The organism is Nitrospina gracilis 3/211, assembly GCF_000341545.2.
GTDB classification, from domain to species: Bacteria; Nitrospinota; Nitrospinia; order Nitrospinales; family Nitrospinaceae; genus Nitrospina; species Nitrospina gracilis.
In genome coordinates, this window is the sequence record NZ_HG422173.1 from 176,177 (window position 1) to 192,120 (window position 15,944).

16 protein-coding genes and 1 pseudogene are annotated in these 15,944 nt (G+C 56.2%); 7 read left to right on the forward strand and 10 right to left on the reverse strand.

Annotation, left to right across the window (positions count from 1 at the left end; translation table 11 throughout):
* Positions 1-32: 32 nt before the first annotated feature.
* From TX82_RS00820 to TX82_RS00830, 3 genes are all read right to left on the reverse strand, one after another.
* Complete coding sequence (locus tag TX82_RS00820; RefSeq protein WP_005011213.1) at positions 33-1,877, reverse strand: MMPL family transporter; 1,845 nt, start codon at positions 1,875-1,877, stop codon at positions 33-35.
* Positions 1,874-2,773 (reverse strand): hypothetical protein, encoded by a 900-nt coding sequence (locus TX82_RS00825; RefSeq protein WP_005011214.1) that lies wholly within the window; start codon positions 2,771-2,773, stop codon positions 1,874-1,876. The genes TX82_RS00820 and TX82_RS00825 overlap by 4 nt, the downstream gene beginning before the upstream one ends.
* A gap of 117 nt (positions 2,774-2,890) precedes the next feature.
* Positions 2,891-3,667 carry an acyloxyacyl hydrolase gene (locus TX82_RS00830; RefSeq protein ID WP_005011216.1) on the reverse strand — a complete coding sequence of 259 codons (777 nt, stop codon included), beginning with the start codon at positions 3,665-3,667 and terminating at the stop codon, positions 2,891-2,893.
* Positions 3,668-4,126: 459 nt separating this feature from the next.
* Between TX82_RS00830 and TX82_RS00835 the strand changes: the two genes are divergently transcribed.
* The 6 genes from TX82_RS00835 (at position 4,127) to TX82_RS00860 (ending at position 8,252) form a co-directional block, all read left to right on the forward strand.
* Positions 4,127-4,750 carry an RNA polymerase sigma factor gene (locus TX82_RS00835; RefSeq protein WP_005011223.1) on the forward strand — a complete coding sequence of 208 codons (624 nt, stop codon included), beginning with the start codon at positions 4,127-4,129 and terminating at the stop codon, positions 4,748-4,750.
* Positions 4,747-4,986 (forward strand): anti-sigma factor family protein, encoded by a 240-nt coding sequence (locus TX82_RS00840; RefSeq protein WP_005011226.1) that lies wholly within the window; start codon positions 4,747-4,749, stop codon positions 4,984-4,986. The genes TX82_RS00835 and TX82_RS00840 overlap by 4 nt, the downstream gene beginning before the upstream one ends.
* A 158-nt stretch (positions 4,987-5,144) precedes the next feature.
* On the forward strand, positions 5,145-5,633 hold the full coding sequence (locus TX82_RS00845; protein WP_005011229.1) for a bifunctional nuclease family protein: 489 nt from the start codon (positions 5,145-5,147) through the stop codon (positions 5,631-5,633).
* 132 nt (positions 5,634-5,765) lie between these two features.
* Positions 5,766-6,641, forward strand: coding sequence for an NAD(+)/NADH kinase (locus TX82_RS00850; protein ID WP_005011233.1), 876 nt, complete (start codon positions 5,766-5,768; stop codon positions 6,639-6,641).
* A 34-nt stretch (positions 6,642-6,675) separates the two neighbouring features.
* Positions 6,676-7,620: a peptidoglycan recognition protein family protein gene (locus tag TX82_RS00855; protein WP_005011234.1), complete on the forward strand. Its 945-nt coding sequence runs from the start codon at positions 6,676-6,678 to the stop codon at positions 7,618-7,620.
* 146 nt (positions 7,621-7,766) lie between these two features.
* Positions 7,767-8,252: a hypothetical protein gene (locus TX82_RS00860; RefSeq protein ID WP_005011236.1), complete on the forward strand. Its 486-nt coding sequence runs from the start codon at positions 7,767-7,769 to the stop codon at positions 8,250-8,252.
* Positions 8,253-8,267: 15 nt separating this feature from the next.
* Here the strand turns inward: TX82_RS00860 and TX82_RS00865 are convergent, their stop codons facing one another.
* The 6 genes and pseudogenes from TX82_RS00865 to pgeF all read right to left on the reverse strand — a co-directional run bounded on the left by TX82_RS00865 (position 8,268) and on the right by pgeF (position 13,970).
* Positions 8,268-9,095: a hypothetical protein gene (locus tag TX82_RS00865; RefSeq protein WP_005011238.1), complete on the reverse strand. Its 828-nt coding sequence runs from the start codon at positions 9,093-9,095 to the stop codon at positions 8,268-8,270.
* A 182-nt stretch (positions 9,096-9,277) separates the two neighbouring features.
* Positions 9,278-10,834: a bifunctional phosphoribosylaminoimidazolecarboxamide formyltransferase/IMP cyclohydrolase gene (gene purH, locus TX82_RS00870; RefSeq protein WP_005011239.1), complete on the reverse strand. Its 1,557-nt coding sequence runs from the start codon at positions 10,832-10,834 to the stop codon at positions 9,278-9,280.
* Positions 10,835-10,842: 8 nt separating this feature from the next.
* Complete coding sequence (locus TX82_RS00875; RefSeq protein ID WP_005011246.1) at positions 10,843-11,085, reverse strand: hypothetical protein; 243 nt, start codon at positions 11,083-11,085, stop codon at positions 10,843-10,845.
* 155 nt (positions 11,086-11,240) lie between these two features.
* The gene (locus TX82_RS16095) at positions 11,241-11,942 is read right to left on the reverse strand and encodes a DUF6178 family protein (protein WP_244874996.1); all 702 of its coding nucleotides are present in this window, start codon (positions 11,940-11,942) and stop codon (positions 11,241-11,243) included.
* Positions 11,943-12,000: 58 nt separating this feature from the next.
* Positions 12,001-13,026: pseudogene (locus TX82_RS16600) on the reverse strand (DUF6178 family protein); the annotation flags it as partial.
* A gap of 164 nt (positions 13,027-13,190) precedes the next feature.
* Positions 13,191-13,970, reverse strand: a complete 780-nt coding sequence (pgeF, locus tag TX82_RS14875) for a peptidoglycan editing factor PgeF (protein ID WP_005011251.1) — start codon at positions 13,968-13,970, stop codon at positions 13,191-13,193.
* Between the two features lie 316 nt (positions 13,971-14,286).
* Between pgeF and TX82_RS16100 the strand changes: the two genes are divergently transcribed.
* Positions 14,287-14,655, forward strand: a complete 369-nt coding sequence (locus TX82_RS16100) for a hypothetical protein (protein WP_042250219.1) — start codon at positions 14,287-14,289, stop codon at positions 14,653-14,655.
* 66 nt (positions 14,656-14,721) lie between these two features.
* Here the strand turns inward: TX82_RS16100 and TX82_RS00900 are convergent, their stop codons facing one another.
* On the reverse strand, positions 14,722-15,930 hold the full coding sequence (locus TX82_RS00900) for a class I SAM-dependent rRNA methyltransferase (protein ID WP_237100522.1): 1,209 nt from the start codon (positions 15,928-15,930) through the stop codon (positions 14,722-14,724).
* Positions 15,931-15,944: the final 14 nt, after the last annotated feature.

Below are 15,944 nucleotides of genomic sequence, written 5' to 3' on the forward strand. Positions count from 1 at the left end.
CCTTACCTTACTCACCTTCATTGTCTTTTGAACTAAATCCGCCAGCCGTGGACGTGGAAGAGTTTCATGAGCGCGGGCAGGAGCGTGATCGACGTGATCATGCAACTGCCGACGCCGAGGCTCAGCACCTGCCCGACGCTGTACACACCCTGGTGCTCCGCCACCATGAGACTGCCGAATCCGATGATGGTGGTGAGCGACGTCAGCACCACGGACATGCCGGTGCTTTTGGAGATGACGTTGCCGCCCTGGTCCGGGGTCTCCCGGTAACGGTGCACGATGTGCACGCCGTCCACCACGCCGATTCCGAGGATGAGCGGCAGGATGACGAGGTTGGCCATATTGAAGTTGACGTTGTAGAGCACCATCAAGCCCAAGGTCAGCACCGCACCGGCAAGTGTCGGCACCAGAACCAGCATGGTGGTATTCAGATTGCGCAGTGAAAAGAGCAAATAAAGGAAGATCGCCCCCAGCGCGTAGATGCCGCCGCGGATGTATCCGTCGATCATCAAGCGGCTCGACTCATACATGTGCACCGCGTTGCCGGTGACGTCGGGATCGATGCGCCGCATCTCGGCGAGAAACGTTTCCATCTCCTCCCGCTCCCAGATGTTGATCGAGGGATACACCAGCGTCAGGTAGCGCCCGTCCTCACTGATGAAACGGTTTTTGAGGTCGCGCGGCAGGTCGTCGATCTTCACCTCGGACGGATGCGCCGCGGCCTTGAGATCGGCGATGCGTCCGCGGTAATCCTCGAACAGCGTTTTCGAAAACGCGGAAAGGCGTTCGGTCGCAGTCGCTGCATCCGTACTGTCGAGATCCTGTTGAAACCGCGCCACCCACTCCGACGCCTCCGCCACCTCATCCGTCGGCCCGCTTTTTTCCTTCTTGCGCAGTTTGAAACGGATCTTTTTCATCGTTGCCGAAAGTGCGCCGAGCGAAAACGACTCGTTGGAAACTGCGACACGGTATCCATCGATCTCAGGTGCGTAATCGGCGATGAGTTCCATTTTTTCCTGCTGGCTCTCCGGCACCGCTTCAAACAGGCCTTCGACCTTGCCGACGCTGGTCATGGTTTTCAGCCGCTCGTATTTCGCCCGTGCTTCTTCACGGGATTTGGAGATGAACGCCGCATTCCACGACGCACGCTGGGCGTTATCGAGGATTTTCATTTCATAACGCACCGCTTCGATGCCTTCCGCCTGCATGTTGAGCAGGTTGTAATCGAAACGCAGGGACTGAGACGCCCACGCCGACGCCAGCAGGACCGCGAGCGACCCGAAGATGATCAAGTAATAGTGCGCATAAAAACGTTCCATGAGGTTTTCGCGCAGGTCGACGTAGCGGCGCTTGACGTATTTCGGTTTCAGCCAGCGCTCTTCCAGTGAGATGCACGCCGGGAAGGTGAGCACCATGGCCAGGAAACAGAGCAGGATGCCCCCGGCGGCGATGACGCCAAGCTCTGCGATGCCGATGAAATCGGTGAACGCCATGGCTCCAAAGGCGATCGCCGTGGTGATGGCGCCTGCAAGGTTTCCACGTCCGGTTTTCTGCAAGGTCTCGCGCATGGCAGAAAACGAATCGAATCCATTCCGCCGCTCTTCGCGGTAGCGTCCGAGGATGTGGATGCCGAAGTCGATGCCGAGTCCGATGAGGATGGTGGTGAACACCACCGACATGATGTTGAGGTGGCCGACCGAAAGCGTCGTGTAACCCATCGACCACGCCAGCCCCAGCACCAGGCTGAACACGGCGAGGATGGGTTTGCGCACTTCGCGGTAACAGATGATGAACAGGATGGCGACCCCCGCCAGCGCGATCTCGGACGCCTCCTGCGCATCGGTCATGGTGGTGTGCATTTCGTCCGACGCGATCACCTCCCCCCCGTCAACCCCACCTGCACCTGCGGGAAGTCCGGTTTCACTTCCCGGATCATGCTGCGGATGAGCTCGATGGAATTTTTGGATCCGGCAAAGTCGCCTTCCGTTTCCACCGGGTTGAGGAGCACGAACAGCAGCCGGCCGTCGTCACTGACGAGATAGCCGTCCTTCTCCAGCGGATTCTCGTCATCCTGCAAAAACGAACTCCACGGAGAACGGTATTCCGCGTCTGGGTCGCTGAGGTGAGCCCTCATCTGCTTGACCAGCGCAATGAGCATATTGAGGTCCGCGGTGTCGTCTTTTTCCTCCCCGCCGCCGGTGCCGAGGAAATCCGTCATGAGCGACCCCACCATGCCGGCACTGATCTCGCGGTTGATGCTTTCTAGCAGGGTGTTGAGCCCCGGCGACCGGTTGACACTGGAAAGGAAATCATGGTGCGTCTCCAGCTTGCCGCCCAGTTCGCGGATTTCGTCCGTTTCCAGGTAAAGCAGGGCCTTGTCGCGAAAATAACCGGTGTCGATCCTGTAATAAATTTCCGAGAACAGCTCCTGCCTCGTTTGCAGGCGGGACACCAGGGCTTCGGCGAAGCGGCGCATCGGTTCAGGCCGGTTGCCTTCCACCACCACAATCATGCCGTCAAAATCTTCAAACGCTTTGCGGTAATCCTGGAAGAGCTGGTGGAATTTCTGGGACGGGGAGATGAGGTCCTGCCGGCTGGTGTTGAACGTGAGGTGGTGCGCCGTGTACCAGAAACTGAGGCACGCGAGAAGGAGCGATGCCGCAAGCACCCAAAGCGAATGGCGATAGGCCAGCACCTCCAGTGCATTGAAGGCACGATCGATCGGGCTGGGCCTGGAAGCGGTCGGGTTGTGGCCGGGATGGCTGTCGCTCATGGTCACCAGGGGTTGAGGGAACCGGGCGCGCGCGGCGCCCCACCCTGCACGGGTGAGAAGGCAAGATTATAAGCGATCCCGGCCGTAAGAAAAAGGTTTGCCGGGCCGGAACCCGCTCTAGAACGTGAACCCGATGGTGAAGACGTGGGCGTTCAGGCCGACGTTTGGTTCCTTGATGTCGGAGTTGGACAGGTGCCAGAAATGGTAATTGAAACTCACCGCCCGGCCGTTTTCAAAGAAGTATTCGATGCCGCCGCCGGTGTTAAGAACAAATTCGAACGGCGTACTGATTTCATCGGCACCGTGCTGGAAGTCGCCTACCGACACCCCCGCGCCGCCGAAAACGAACGGCGCCCAGCGGCGGTGAGGATTGAGGAATTTGTATTCCAGCTGAATCGGCACCAGCGCCACGACGAAATTCGGGGCGTCGTCGGTTTTGACACTATTGATTTCCGGGTCGGTGACGTTCGCCACCACGCCACCTTCGACCACCCAGTACAGGGCACCCTGGTAAGGCCCGTCTCCCACCACTCCGGTCAGGTTGTATTTCCATTTGGGGAAAAAATAAACGAACTCGATATCCGTGCGGTCACCCAAAGAAGGAGGCGGAGGCGGCAGATCGAAAGTGAAGCCGTACCCGATTTCAAATCCCCACAGGGTCTGCCCCTGGTGAAACTGTTCCATGAACCCCGGGATGACCGGGTCCGGGGACTGTCCCAGTACCACCTTGGAAAAGTATTTGACGGGCGCACTCTGGGCGAAAGGGGTTTCCGATTCCACGCTGGGCGAGGAAAAGTCCGTTGAAAAGTAGGAGCCCTCGGCGCCCACCGGAGAAGGCAGCCCCATCCAAAGCACAAACACAAACAACCCTGAAAACCTGAGACCCTGTTTCATACCACTCGTCGAAGAAAAAGTTGAAAAAGATGCGATTTTACCACAGTGCCGCGCTAACTGCTGGTTTTTAAACCTTTTTTTAGTCGCAAAATGAGCCATACCTTACAGATGAATTGAAACCCGTTCCCAAAAACCATTCCCAACCGGCACCCCTCTCCCCGTTGATCCCGGCAATTGCCGTAAAACCCGCCCCGCGTGGTTCCCATTCCCGGGCAACGGTGATAGAATCGGAAATTCCACGCCGGTTTTCGCACAATCGGTGTGTATCGGTCGATTCCGGTACCCGGATATGACTTGAAAATCCGGGTTGCAGTGGACTCCGGGACGGGAATTAATGAACCGTTTTCCGTTTCCCCGGCATCTTAAATTTCAAAGGGCGAGGCCCCTTTGGGATGGATCACGAGCCGCTGCTGAATCCGTAAGGAATCCCCCAACGCGCACATCCCAGGGTGTCAACGCATGCCGACGCAGGAAGAAAAAGAGCAGGACGATCTGCTGGTCCGGGACCTGAAAGCGGGCAGTCACGAGGCGTTTGAAAAAATCGTTGAGTCGTATCAGCGAAAAATCTATGCCCTCGCGTTCAACATGACTCGCAACCAGATGGATGCCCAGGACATCACGCAGGAAGTGCTTCTCAGCATATACAAAAAGATCGACACGTTTCAGGGCAAGTCCGCATTTTCGAGCTGGGTTTACCGGATCACCCTGAACGCGACATACATGAAGCTTCGCAACAAGAAGAAAGAGCAGTATGTCCCATTAGATGACATTCTGCCCGCCTTCAATGGAACGGGGTTTCAGACCGAAAAATTGATGGACTGGTCGGATTCGACGGATTCCCTGCTGTTCTCCAACGAAACTCGGGAGATCATCGGCAAGGCTGTCGATCAATTGCCGGAAAAAGAGAAGGTGGTGTTCATTCTGCGGGATGTGGAAGGACTCTCCACCGAAAAGGTGAGCGAGATTCTGGACCTGACCATTGCAGCGGTCAAATCGCGACTGCATCGGGCGCGGCTCTTTTTGCGTAAGAAATTGTCTCACTATTTTGAAGAATACCAAGCGCAGGGGGAAAAGAAGAAATGATCTGCTGTAAGGAATGCATCGATTTGCTGTACGACTACCTGGAAGGGGCGCTGAGTGAAGAGGCTGCAAGCGCACTGGAAGAACACTTTCAGGACTGCCCTCCCTGCATCGCTTTCCTCAACACGTACAAATCCACCAGTGACCTGTGCCGGGAGACCATGGGAAAGATTGAAATCCCCGAAGTGGTCCAGGCCAAGCTGCGGGATTTCATAAAGGAAAACACCTCCAAAGCCTGACTCCCCACCCCCTCCCGAAGGGCCGTTTTGGAGGCTCCTGCCTTGATAAAACGATGATTGAAAAAGGGTGGGGATTGATTTAGTATTTAAATGTGATCTCCTAAACGACTGCGCCAAACAATTTTCTCCTTACCAATTGATTGACGAGGCTGTTCTCAATGGTTGAAATGAAAGTAGATGGGCTCACGCTGGATCCCTTGACGAATATGCCCATCATCATTCTCAAGGATCTGGAAGGCAATCGTGCCCTGCCGATTTGGGTCGGGTTTTTCGAAGCGAACGCCATCGCCCTTGAGATCGAAAAAATCTCCACCCCGCGTCCCATGACCCACGACCTGATGAAGAATCTCATCGGCAACATGAAAGCAGAGATCAACCACATCCTCGTCAGCGAACTCAAGGACAACACTTTCTACGCCGTCATTTCCATGGTTCACGGTGGAAGCACATTGAACATCGATTCGCGGCCAAGCGACGCCATCGCCCTGGCGCTTCGCACAAAGTCTCCCATCTTCGTAAACGAAGAAGTCATCGAGGCGGCCAAAAGCCTGGACCTTCCCGACACCAGCAAAGCCTCTCCTGAAGACAAGGACCAGTGGAAGAAGTGGCTGGACAACATCAAGCCGCAGGACTTCGGCAACCTCTGAGTTTTTCCCACCCATTCCCATCGTCTCCTGCGAAGCAAGGAAAACTTGCGCCGAAACGGGAAAGTTCTATATGATGCCGTAAGGAGTACGCCAGCGTCCGCCGGAAGACGCGGCTTCCCGAAAGGAATTTTCGTGGACACCATCAAATCCATCGGCATTTTCTGCAAACAGAAACCCCATATCAGCCAGGAAGTCCTCCAGGAACTGGTGGACTGGCTCCGCCAGCGCAACTACCAGGTTTTGATGCCACCCGATACCGCCGCCATCGTGCAGGAACCCTCCTCCGACGGCAATGACGACATTCCGGGAAAAAGCGATCTGATCATCGTGCTCGGCGGCGATGGCACCCTGCTGAGCGTCGCGCGCCTGACCGAAAACCACGAGGTGCCGATCCTCGCCGTCAACCTCGGCAGTCTTGGGTTTCTCACTGAAGTCGCTCTTCCGGAGCTGTACTCGACGCTTGAAAAGGTGCTGAAAGGGCAGTCTGCGGTGGAAGACCGCATGCTGTTGCGCTCCTGCCTCAAACGGCACGGCGAGGTTCTGCGCAGTGACGTTTCGCTCAACGACGTGGTCATCAACAAACGCGACGCCCGCATCGTGAACCTGGAAGTGCACGTGAACGACCAGTACATGACATCGTACCGCGCCGACGGGTTGATCATCGCCACGCCGACGGGTTCCACCGCGTATTCGCTTTCGGCAGGCGGCCCCATCATTCACCCCAGCATGAACGCCCTGCTGCTTTGCCCCATCTGCCCGTTCACGCTGACCAACCGGCCCATCGTCATTCCCGACCGGGCGGTGATCCAGGTCAATCTGACCACGCAGGAAAAAGTGCAGATCACGCTCGACGGTCAACTCGGTTACGAAATGACCAGCGAGGAAACCCTGGAAGTGCAACGCGGGCCGAAGCCGGTGCACCTCATCCAGGCGCCCGGTAAAAACTATTACCAGATTCTGCGCCAGAAACTGCATTGGGGGCGTCCCGCAGAAGATCGCAAACAATGACACAGCGCCGCCCGGCGCCCCGGCATCGCACATCATGCAAGACACCACCCCCAGTCAAGTCATCGTCGCCTGCGGCCGAACCGTGGATATCGACTCGCCGGTCGTGTTGTGGAACCACGCGGGCGGGTTTCGCTGTCCTCATCCGCGCGGACGCGCTTCGTGTCATCAACATCCTGCGGAACTGAATGACGCACCAACACAGCCTTTCGACGCCTACCGGATCGCCGATCCTGATCGTGCTTACGAGGAACTCACACAAACGGTGCACCAGTTGGTCCTGCATTACGACGTGTGCTACACCTCCCGCCACTGCCATGAAGTGCTCCAGAAAAGCGCGTTCATGGGAAGCCATTTTTATCTCGACCTCGACGGCACGCTCTACCAGACCTGCGATCTGTACTGGAAAACCAACACGGCTCCCGCCGACGACCGCAAAGGCAACGAACGCGCCATCCATGTGGAAATGGCGAACCTCTCGTGGCAGGCCCGGGCGGAGGAGTCCGACCTTTACCGCGCCGAGAAGGATGCCTACGTGAAGCAGGGGACACACTGGCGGTTGCAGTTGCCGCAGGCGTACCGGAACACGCTTCGCACTCCCGGTTTTGTGGCCAGGCCGGCCAGAACGTACGGCCAACGGGGTTATTTCAGCCGCAGGGTCAACGGCAGGATGGTACGCATGTGGGATTTCACGGAGCAGCAGTACGAGGCGCTCATTCGGTTGTGTTTCGGAGTCCACGCCCTGCTACCGGGTATTGGCTTGAAGGTGCCCTTCGACAAAAATACAGGTAGAACGCCGCTCTCCCGCCTGCGCAATTTCGCCACCTTTCGCGGAATTCTTGGCCATTTTCACGTTCAGGCGGGCACCACCCCCGGCGTCAAATGCAAATACGACCCCGGATCCGCCTTCGACTGGGGCCGGGTCCGGCGCGCACTGGAAACGCAGCAACAAACAACACGGCTTGGCAACGCTTCCCGGTAAAATATTTGACCTCTCCCCGCCTTTGAGGTTAGGGTTTAATCAAATCCCATTGCCCGATTCCCGTGCCCTTTTCGGTCCGGGACCGCCTGTTCCTGCACGGAACCCTGCGGTGAAACACCGCTGCATACCATAAGGATTCAATACCCATGAAACTTGGAATATTCCGGGACGAACTGCCCGGCGAACGAAAAAGCATCATCAACCTCATCATGGCGGGTTACATGGTGGTGATCGCCATTCTCGGCTACATGGCGTTTTACCTGAATATCCAAATGGCCCAGGTGGAGCGTCTGCTGACGGGCATCGACCCGGTCACCCTGAGCGCGGAACAGTTCGGCCTGCTCAAGCAATCCCTCATGCGCACCGCGGACCGCCTCGGCAACGAATCGATCTGGATCGCGGTGGTCGGCGGGTTGTTTTCGCTGATAGCGGCAGGATACACTTATAATCTGGTCATCCGCCCGCTGCGCCAGTTGATCATTTACACGGAAACCGGCAAAGGTGAGCTTCCTGAAATCAAGAACAACAACGAGATCAAGCAACTGATGACGGCCATCCTGGAAAAAGAGGGGTCCGGGCCACAGAACGGGGCGGGTTCCAAACAATCCGCAGAATCTTCCGGCGGACGGTAATGAATTGGGGAGAAATCAGGTGCCGGCCAGGTCTTCGGTCATTCCCTCCAGCTTTTCGGTGAAGGTAAACACTTCACTTTCCTTCATCCCGATCTCCCCAAGCAACTGAAGATACTTGAAATAATCCAGCTTCTCTTTCAACTTCTCAAACGCATGACCGATGGCACGGGGGTTGTCCTCAAGCGGAATGAGGTCGGCGCAGAACAACTCCGGCGTCATTCCACCCAGCCGCGTGTCCTGAAACGTCTCCACCAGGCTGGACTGGTACTCTCCTTGCGGAGTTGATACGCGTTCCGATTGTTCCTGTTTCAGGTAGTAAACGCACTTTTCACGCAGGATAAGGCCTTTTTCCCATGGGCCTGCCTGGCCCCAGCGAAGGCGCTCGGCCAGCATGCTGGACAGGCGGTTGGTATAGCGGATGTTGGAAACCGCTTTGGCATGATCTTCCAGACGCGCTTCCCGCGCCTTTTCCATTGTTTCCTTGCGTTCCCGCCTCTGTTCCAGACGAAACTTCGGGTCCTGTTTGAACTGTTTCTGCCAGCGTTCATAGCGTTCAAGATAAAGCTTTTTCATTTCGATGTCTTCCAACTCGGAAAACTGCCGAAACGCCTCGAGGAAGTGCAATTCTTTTATTTCTCCCACCGCCTGCTGGTAACGGAAGGCGTCTTTATTTTTCAGGCTCTGAAAGTAAGGCTGGAAGTAATAATAGGCCATCACCCCAAAGGCGATGAACATCAACGAAGCGTAAAAACCAGCGATGATGAGTTTTTCAAGCAGGAGCACCGAAAACCGGATTCTCGGCAATTTGAATTTGAACCTGGATGTGATTTGGGTCCAGTTCATGACGGCCCTCCGTAAAGACCCGTTTCATGTTTCTAGAATAAACAGGCCCCGCAAGTGCATGGGAAGAATTTCTGGAGATATCGTTTTGGACAAATCTTTTCAATTCTTTACGGAAGAATTTCCGTAAAGTTGAGGGCCGTGGGGAACACGGGACACGAAGAGGAGGGAGAAAGGGACCGGAATCAGTGTCGGAAGTGGCGGATGCCGGTGAACACCATGGCGATGCCGTGGTCGTCCGCAGCTTCGATCACTTCCTTGTCACGGATAGAGCCGCCGGGCTGGATGATGGCCCGGATGCCGCTTTTCGCCGCAGCGTCGATGGAGTCGCGGAACGGGAAGAAGGCGTCGGAGGCCATCACGCATCCATCCACCGGCTTGTTGGCCTTGTCGATGGCGAGGCGAGCGGAGTCCACGCGACTCATCTGACCCGCACCGACACCGACGGTCTCGGTATCGCGGGCGTAAATGATGGCGTTGGATTTGACGTGCTTGGCGACGGTCCACGCGAATTCCAGCGTGCGAAGGGTGGCATCGTCCGGTTGCAGTTTGGTCACCGTTTTGAGCGTGGTGCGGTTGAGCGTGACGTCGTCCGCATTCTGCACCAGCAGACCGCCACCAATGCGTTTCAGGTCGAGGCGTTTCTTTTCGGGGTTGGGTTTCGCCGTGGGCATCTCCATCACACGCACGTTTTTCTTGGCGGCGAACAGGGACAGGGCTTCCGGCTCGAAACCCGGGGCAATGACGACTTCCACGAAGTTTTTGAGGATCTCTTCCGCCGTCTGGGCCGTGACCACCTGGTTGAATCCCAACACTCCACCGAATGCGGAGACGGGGTCCGTCTCCCGCGCCCGGATGAACACATCCAGTTGGTCCTTTCCGATGGCGACGCCGCACGGGTTGGTGTGCTTGATGACCACCGCCGCCGGCTCTTCAAACTCGATGGCGCATTCCCATGCTGCGTTCATGTCGATGAAGTTGTTGAACGACAGTTCCTTGCCCTGCAGCTGCCGCGCCTGCACCACATCCGTCTCCAGCGTCTGGTACTCACGGTACAAGGCCGCCGCCTGATGCGGGTTTTCGCCGTAACGCAGGTCCTGAACCTTGAGAAAAGTCTGCTGGTAGGTGGGCGGAAAACTGTCCGGACCCTCGATCTGCAGGGACAGGTAACGGTTGATGGCCGCATCGTAGCGCGCGGTCAGGGCAAACGCATCGCGGCTCAGCCGCTGGCGCGTGGCCTCCGTCACTTCTCCATTGTTGGCGTCCATTTCCTCGATGACCACCTTGTAGTCGTCCGGATTGACCACAATGGCGACGTCTTTGTAATTCTTCGCGGAGGAACGCACCATCGTCGGACCGCCGATATCGATATTCTCGATCGCGTCGGCCAGCGTGCAATCGTCCCGTGCGATGGTCGCCTCGAACGGGTACAGGTTGATGACGACCAGATCAATGGGTTCGATGCCGTGGTCCTTCATCGCCTGCATGTGTTCGGGGTCGTCGCGGCGCCCCAGGATGGCCCCGTGCACCTTCGGGTGCAGGGTTTTGATCCGGCCGCCCATCATTTCCGGGAATCCCGTGTAATCGGAAATGGGAATGACCTGGATGCCGTTTTCTTCCAGCATCCGCGCCGTACCGCCGGTGGAAAGAATCTGCACACCGCGTTCGCTCAACTGCTTGGCGAATTCGACGACATCCGTCTTGTCAGAGACGCTGATCAGCGCCCGTTTGATGGTTCGCATGGGTTGGGTCAGACTCGGTATTTTTTCTTTGAGGGATTTTTCTGCACCAGCGCGTCCGGGGTCAGCATCTGGATTCCCTTGAGCATCCAGACGGGAAACGTGCCGTACGATTCCATCATGCCCGGATCTTCCTTGCGCGGGTCCAACTGACCGGATTCTTCTTCCACAAACTCGGGTTTGGGAAGGATCCTCTCGGGCTTGGGCGGTGGTGTGTCGATGATGATTTTGCTGTCCTTGTTTTCTTCTGCCATAACAACCTCGTGACTCAATACCCGCCGTAGAGGCCTTGCGGAAGGCCTTCCGGCTTCAGGGTGGAGAGTGATGGTACACTCTTTTTCCGCTTTTGAAAATCAAAAAAACGGTCCGGGCGGGACCGCTCTCCTAACCTCCTGAAACCACACCGTATTCACTGCAAAAGCAGGCCGCGGGTGAATTTCCAATCGATCTTCTCCTTCAGGTTCAGCCTGCCGAAATGGTGTTCCAGGTTGGCGACCGCATCTTTCAGCAACTGCTCGAGGGAAGCCCGGTCCTCGTCGCTCCACGCCATCGAAGTGCCCAAAAGCGTGTCCCGGAAGGCCGCCACCTTGTCCTCGTCCACGGTGTGCGGGTCGTCGGCATGGATGTTGTGGACGAACACGGTTTGCAAAAACGTTTTCGCAGCCACCTCCGGCAGGGGGTCGCACGCCAGATGACCAAACAGCGTGGACTGCGCCAGCGCTGTGGTGGTCAAAACAATTATATTGATGTCGTCGACGGACGCGGGATGCGTGCACTGGTCCTTCAATTTTTCGATGCGTTTTTCATCCAGATTGAATCCCTGCTTGGCCAGCCGCACGTAAAACCGGGTTTTTATCAGGAAATCTTCCATGAGAGCGAGGTCTTCCAGCGCGCGCGGGTGAGCCCACTGGACGTTGGTTTCGGCGATCTCGTCGCCCTCCTGCACCAGCACGCCGATTTTCGGGAAGCGGTCCACGATCGCGGCGAAGTGATCGACCAGGCCCGAAGGCAACACGTACTCCACCAGCCGTCCGTTTTCCTTGAGCAGCTTCTCGCCTTCCCACTTGAGCCGCATAAGCGCCGCGTACCCCACCTGGAACAGCGACTGCATGTAGGTTTTGGTGAGCAGGGTCTCGCCCTTCTGGATGTCCCCCCCCCGCACCGAGTTCGAGGCCGATGTTGATGTAGCCCAGAAGTTTGCGCATCGCCTCGTGACGCTGGTGGATGTCGGCAAAGTCACGCCGGTCTGCCACCATCACTTTATGAAACAGCCACGCCAGTTCCCAACTGATGGCATGGAACCGTTCGGCTGATTTCACGATGGCCAGGCACTGCCCAAAGAACGTTCCCGGATCGAGGTCCTCCAACGGAAACGCGGGAGCGAGGGTGTGGCGGATGTCCTCGGTGCGGAAATCGTCGGCGGAGGGCAGTGATTCCTTGAGCGTCTGCGCGTCGAGCAGGCTGTACACCTGGAAGGCTTCCTCGAACGAAAGCACCCCCCGCTCCTCATTGCGCGACAGGTACCAGCGGTAGGACGTCTCCACCGTCGGTGTCACGCCGTACCAGATGACGCCCTCCATAAGCGAATGCAACAGTTTCTGGTTTTCGCTATACAACATTTTGAAAATACGGGTGAGGGGTTTTTCCGCCTCGGCGTCCTTGAAGTAAATGTCATAAACCCCGTCCGGCGAGTAATGCGGCAGGTTCTCCACATTCTCATACTGGTCCGTCATCTCGTCGCGCTTGTACACCTTGATGAGGGACTGAAGAACCATGACCTTCTGGTCGAAGTCCTCGGTATAAAGCCAGTGCAGGATTTGCTGGTCGTTGGCGTCGGCGACCAGTGCCAGCCATTCCACGGCCCGTTTGGGAGAAAATTTATCCGCCTGCCACCACTCCATGTCAAACATGAACTGGAGTTGCTTCTGCGAACAGATGGCTATGAGCGGCAGGGCGTCTTCCTGCCCGATCTCCTTCACCGTCTGGTACAGCTCCTCGTCCGGCAGGGCGCGCACCACGGACATCGCCTGTTTCGACAGCAGGATGAGTGCCTGTTGTTGCACGCCGTGCAGTTGCAGGACACAGCGGGCCTGGTCCGCTACCGATAATTTGTTGAGCAATTCCTCAACCTTTTGAGGCTGGGTTTTAATCCATTCAACGGGAAATGGCAGTTTGGGTGCGGGAGTCTGGGACACGGGATACTTTTCGGATGAGATCGTGGTTACTTGACTTATTCAAGAGACAGCGCCGAAGGATTGCTTTCATCCGAACCGGTGCCGCCTTCTGATTCAAAATCGGATCGTGATGGAAAATATTGTAGCACGAACACGCGAGCAATCCGGCCTGGCAATGGGGTAATTCAGTCTTTCAGCATGGCGAGGGTGATCATGCGTCCGGTTTGCCCTTCCCTGCGGTAGGAGAACCAGCGGTCAGGATGGCAGGCGGTGCAATCGCCGTGGAGATGAATGTGATCTGGAAGGATACCCGCCCGTTCGGCTTCCATGCGGTTGGCCATCCATAAATTTAGCATGTACTTGCCCGGCTTGCCCGGTGTGCTGAAGGCCTGCCAGCCCCCATCCCGGTTTTTGAACGGGGTGATGCAATCCTCGTCCACCTCGTAACAGCAGGGGCCGATGGACGGCCCGAGCCCCATCACCACCTGCTCCGGACGGCTTCCGTAGATCACTTTCATGGCATCGAGCGTTCGAGTGAGGATTCCCTGCTGGGTGCCGCGCCGCCCGGCATGCACCACGCCCACGGCATGCGCCTTTTCGTCGTAGAGGATAATGGGAACGCAATCCGCAGTCATCACTCCGACAGGCGTGTTTTCCATATGGGTCACCAGCGCGTCCGCTTCCTGGCCGCCCACCTGCGCCGGGGTCATCGATTCGCGGTCGATCACCACAACACGGTCGCTGTGAACCTGCTTTGCGAGGAACAGGCGATCGTGTTCGATACCCAGTGATTGTAAAAACCATCGGCGGTGCTCCACCGACGCGCTTTCCATTTTGTCTCTTCCCAGATGCAACGGTTCGACGGTTCCATCCTCATGAACCACGCAACGCGGGCTGACCCCGTGAACAAGCCGCGAGCACATGTCCAAACCGGGAATGGGGTGAATGGGGATACGAACACTCATAAATTTTTTTCAGTTTTTTTCGGTTCTGGTTCAACATGCAAAATGTTCATTGCTCAAAACTTTTTTTTGATGCAAAAAAAGCAGTCCTCTATTCTAAGGCCATTTTATGCATGTTTCCGACATGCATGCTATAAAACAAATGGAGCACACACGCTGTGGAACATGCAGACAAAACCATGAACACGTCACCCATCAAACCACAACTGCCTCATTTTTTGACAATATTTTCTTGACAAAGTAAGTGTATGGAATAAAATACCTTAAAATATTTGGGCGCTGAGACATACCAGATATTTTTAAACGAAAGGAGTTCTTGATGGCAACCAAGAAGAAATCCAAAGCAAAAACCAAGACCAAGACCAAGGCTAAGGCGAAAACCAAAGCCAAGGCGAAAACGAAAAAGAAAGTAACAAAGAAAAAAGCAACAAAGAAAAAGCCACGAAGAAAAAGGCTACCAAGAAAAAAGCTACTAAGAAAAAAGCGACCAAGAAGAAGGCAACCAAAAAGAAAGCGACCAAGAGAAAAGCTACGAAACGGAAGAAGAGCTGAGGTTGCTCCCGCTTACTTGGTATTGATTTGGGATTGTTTCTCTTTTACAAGTTCGAAGGTTGTATTCAGGGAAATCTCAAAGCAGTTATTTGCAACTGGTATCGTTTCAGCGCCCAAAATTTTCCTCTCCTTCTGATTCATCATTCCTTTTTGCGCGTTTTCCCTGCCCTTAGCGCTCCAGTAACTCCTTATATTCGTTGATTTAGGCAGAAAGCTCCAGAAACACCCCCTTGAGATACGCTCCTTCCCGGAAGGTCACCGGGTGATCCGGTGCATGTCCCGTTTTGATCTGGCTTCTGGCGGTTCGGCCCGCGGATTTCAGTCCCTGCTCGACTGCCCGGTAAAACTCATCCGCTTCCACCGGAGCGGAACACGACGCCGCGAACAGAATCCCGTATTTTGAGGTCACCCGGGCCCCCAGTTGCACCAGCCGCTGATAAGCGCGAAGCGCATTCGGCTTGTCCTTTTTGCTTTTGGCGAACGCCGGTGGATCCAGGATCACCAGGTCGAATGTTTTGCCTTCCGTATGCAGGCGTTCCAGCACTTCAAATGCATCTCCCTGAATTTGTGAGAACCGCCCCGAACTCGCTACCTCTTTACCGAAATTCAACACCGCATTGGCACGCGCGCCGTCGAGCGCGGGTCGGCTGATTTCTAGTTCCGTAACCGATTCGCATTCTCCTGCCAGCGCGTAAACGGAAAATCCTCCGCTGTAACTGAACACGTTGAGCACCGTTTTGCCGGAGGCACGCTGGCGCACTTCCTGCCGGTTGTCACGTTGATCGAGAAAGAACCCCGTCTTTTGTCCCGCCAACACATCGGCTGTGAAACGCAATCCGTTTTCCAGAAACTCGACCGGACCCGCAAGCGGCGCGCCGGCCAGCACCTGCCCGTCCCGGTATCCGCCTGCATCGACTTTCTGTACGTGGCGGCTCAAACGTAGAACCAATCGCTGTGCGCCGAACTCTTCCGTCAACAACGCCATCAGAATCGGCAAATGCGGCAACCATGCGGAGGTGTACACTTTCACGATCTGGGTTTCCGCGTAGCGGTCCACCACCAGCCCCGGCAGGGCGTCGTTCTCTCCGTTGACGAGGCGGTATCCCGTCGTGGCCCCGCCTTCCAGTCCTTCGCGTAAAACCGCCGCGGAATGCAACCGCTCCATGAAAAAGTCGCGGTCGATGATCACCGGTTTGCGGGTTTGCAGGATACGCAGACGGATGTCGGAGTAAGGATCAAACAAACCGATGGCGAGGAACTTGTTAGCGGAATCGTACACCACGCCCAGGTCGCCTGCGGCACCCGACACCTTGCGGTCTTTCATCTGGTAGAACCGCACCCACGGATCGCCGCTCAATATGCGCTTCTGCACTGTTTTCGAGACCTTGATTTTGATTTTTCCGGAACGCACGGAAAACGCTTTCC

Coding starts and splice junctions, on each gene's coding strand:
- TX82_RS00825 (WP_005011214.1), bottom strand. CDS start 2,773: ATGAGCGACAGCCATCCCGGCCACAACCCGACCGCTTCCAGGCCCAGC.
- TX82_RS00830 (WP_005011216.1), bottom strand. CDS start 3,667: ATGAAACAGGGTCTCAGGTTTTCAGGGTTGTTTGTGTTTGTGCTTTGG.
- TX82_RS00835 (WP_005011223.1), top strand. CDS start 4,127: ATGCCGACGCAGGAAGAAAAAGAGCAGGACGATCTGCTGGTCCGGGAC.
- TX82_RS00840 (WP_005011226.1), top strand. CDS start 4,747: ATGATCTGCTGTAAGGAATGCATCGATTTGCTGTACGACTACCTGGAA.
- TX82_RS00845 (WP_005011229.1), top strand. CDS start 5,145: ATGGTTGAAATGAAAGTAGATGGGCTCACGCTGGATCCCTTGACGAAT.
- TX82_RS00855 (WP_005011234.1), top strand. CDS start 6,676: ATGCAAGACACCACCCCCAGTCAAGTCATCGTCGCCTGCGGCCGAACC.
- TX82_RS00860 (WP_005011236.1), top strand. CDS start 7,767: ATGAAACTTGGAATATTCCGGGACGAACTGCCCGGCGAACGAAAAAGC.
- TX82_RS00865 (WP_005011238.1), bottom strand. CDS start 9,095: ATGAACTGGACCCAAATCACATCCAGGTTCAAATTCAAATTGCCGAGA.
- purH (WP_005011239.1), bottom strand. CDS start 10,834: ATGCGAACCATCAAACGGGCGCTGATCAGCGTCTCTGACAAGACGGAT.
- TX82_RS00875 (WP_005011246.1), bottom strand. CDS start 11,085: ATGGCAGAAGAAAACAAGGACAGCAAAATCATCATCGACACACCACCG.
- TX82_RS16095 (WP_244874996.1), bottom strand. CDS start 11,942: ATGCAGTCGCTGTTCCAGGTGGGGTACGCGGCGCTTATGCGGCTCAAG.
- pgeF (WP_005011251.1), bottom strand. CDS start 13,970: ATGAGTGTTCGTATCCCCATTCACCCCATTCCCGGTTTGGACATGTGC.
- TX82_RS16100 (WP_042250219.1), top strand. CDS start 14,287: ATGGCAACCAAGAAGAAATCCAAAGCAAAAACCAAGACCAAGACCAAG.